Here is a 2,502-nt window from a genome sequence, read left to right on the forward strand (position 1 = left end):
CCCTATCTATTTGACGGGAGCATGAGCATGGAGGACTACGAACTTATGCACCGCATGATTGAAAACGAAAGGAGTGAACGCATGGCAGAAATAAAAACAGGATATTCCACATACGACCATGACCGCTTAGACCCGGCAGACAGTATGAGGATAGAACGCAAGCTATATTTTGAACAGGATAAAGCCGATATTTCCGGGTTGACTGTCTTATCTATGGAACAGCTACGGGAAATCCGCGAGGAAAGCGCGGCGGCTGAACAGACAATTTATGAAGATTTGAAACAGCGGGCGGCTGCATGGGAAGCACAGGCAGGACAGACCCTTGCCGTTGATAAAGCCATTGAGTATGTGAGGACACCTGAAGTCAAGCATACCGCTAACCAGTGGGAAGCCGCAGAAAATGACCGCCATATCATTAGCAACCGCGTTTATCAAATGCGCTACCACATTTATGAGAATACCCGCTATGACCGGGAAAAGGAACAATCCGTTCCCTATGCGTGGACGCTCTCATGGAACGTTTACACCAACAGCCCGGACGGTTACAATCAAGCAAAAATCGCCGGACAGGAAAAGAAATTTGCAGACAAGGCAGCTATGGAAAAATATCTGAATGGGCGTATCAAAGCCTATCAGCATTTATTTACTGAAATATCGCCGCCTATTCCGAAAGAATATACCTACCATTTCAAGATAAACGGGCAGCTTTTACCGGGCTACACGATTGAGGGCGAGGAACGGGAACAGCCGACCACTGAACAGGCAGCACCCGTCCCGACAGAGCCACCGCAGAACATAGGGCAAAGGAACGAGCCGGAACAATTTGCAATTCTGATTAACAGCCACAGCCGTTTTGAAACAGGCGAACCGGGCGGCGTGTGGCTTTCCATGCCGACCACAAAGGAGCAGCTTCACGAAGCTATGAGAACTGTCGGCATTACCGCTGACAATCCACAGGACTTTTTTATTAACGGATATTCTGACAATGAAAACAGGCATATTGCCTTACCCTATGACATGGTATGCGCCGCTGACATTGACAGCCTTAATCTTCTTGCAGCGCGTATCGCACAGCTTGACCCCGCAGAGCTTCCAAAGCTCAACGCAGTCTTGCAGCAGAAACAGGGATTTAAAAATATCGGACAGATAATTGATTTTACTTACAACGTGGACTATTTCGTACATATCCCCGGAGTGAACACGTCCCGCGACTTGGGCGACTATTACCTTAACAAATCCGGCATGGTGCAAATGCCCGAAGAATGGAAAAACGGCATTGACCTTGCTGCTTTTGGAAAAAATGCTGCCGAGCAGGAGCAGGGCAGCTTTACCCCTTATGGCTACCTTGTGAAAAGCGGTGACGAATGGGAACGCCATTTTGAGGGGCGCGAATTGCCGGAGGAATACCGCATTATGAGTTATCCGAAGCCGGAACAAAGCGAACAGGACAAGATTTTTATGGACGCAGCCGCCACAGAACAAACCGTCCCGGCGACAGCCATAGAGCCGCAAAAGCCCCGCCCGGTTATCCCTATCGTGCTGACAAGCGAAAAACCCGCAGAAAAGATGAAAGAGATTACCGACCGTTTGGAGCAGGGCATTACAGAACTCTTTGACAGTGAACGCTACAAAGAATATCTCAAAGTTATGTCCCGCTTCCACAATTACAGCTTTAACAATACGCTGCTTATCGCCATGCAGAAACCCGACGCTTCCCTTGTGGCAGGATTTACAGCTTGGAAAAATAACTTTCAGCGCAACGTAATAAAAGGAGAAAAAGGTATCAAGATTATTGCCCCGTCGCCGTTCAAGGTAAAACAGCAAACGGAGAAAATCGACCCACATACAAGGAAGCCTGTTATGGGGAAAGACGGGAAACCTGTCATGGAGGAAAAGGAAGTTACCATACCCGCTTATAAGGTGGTATCTGTCTTTGATGTGTCGCAGACCGAGGGAAAAGAATTGCCGGATATTGCGGTTGACGAGCTGACTGGGGACGTTGACCGTTACAAGGACTTTTTCATAGCCCTTGAAAAGACTTCTCCTGTCCCTATTGGTTTTGAAAAAATCACAGGTGGCGCACATGGCTACTATCACTTGGAGGATAAGCGTATCGCTATTGATGAGGGCATGAGCGAGTTGCAGACCCTCAAAACCGCTATCCATGAAATCGCCCACGCAAAGCTGCATGATATTGACTTAAACGCCCCGAAAGACGAGCAGCAGCCCCGCGTTGACCGCCGTACCCGCGAGGTGGAAGCAGAAAGCGTAGCCTATACTGTCTGCCAACATTACGGACTTGATACGTCTGATTATTCCTTTGGATATGTCGCCGGTTGGAGCAGCGGGCGGGAACTTGCGGAGCTGAAAGGCTCTCTTGAAACAATCAGAAGCACCGCTGCCGAGATAATCAACAGTATAGATGAACATATCGCACAAATCCAAAAGGAGCAGGACAAGGAACAGGCAGCCCCCGCACAGGAGCAGCCGGAACAGGAAGCC

Annotated in this window: 1 protein-coding gene; it reads left to right on the forward strand. The window is 49.0% G+C overall.

Annotation, left to right across the window (positions count from 1 at the left end):
• Positions 1-81: 81 nt before the first annotated feature.
• On the forward strand, positions 82-2,502 hold a 2,421-nt coding region (locus DWW13_RS18285; protein WP_118720804.1), incomplete at its 3' end, for an antirestriction protein ArdA.

It is taken from the genome of Blautia sp. AF14-40, assembly GCF_003479665.1.
GTDB lineage: Bacteria > Bacillota > Clostridia > Lachnospirales > Lachnospiraceae > Fusicatenibacter > Fusicatenibacter saccharivorans.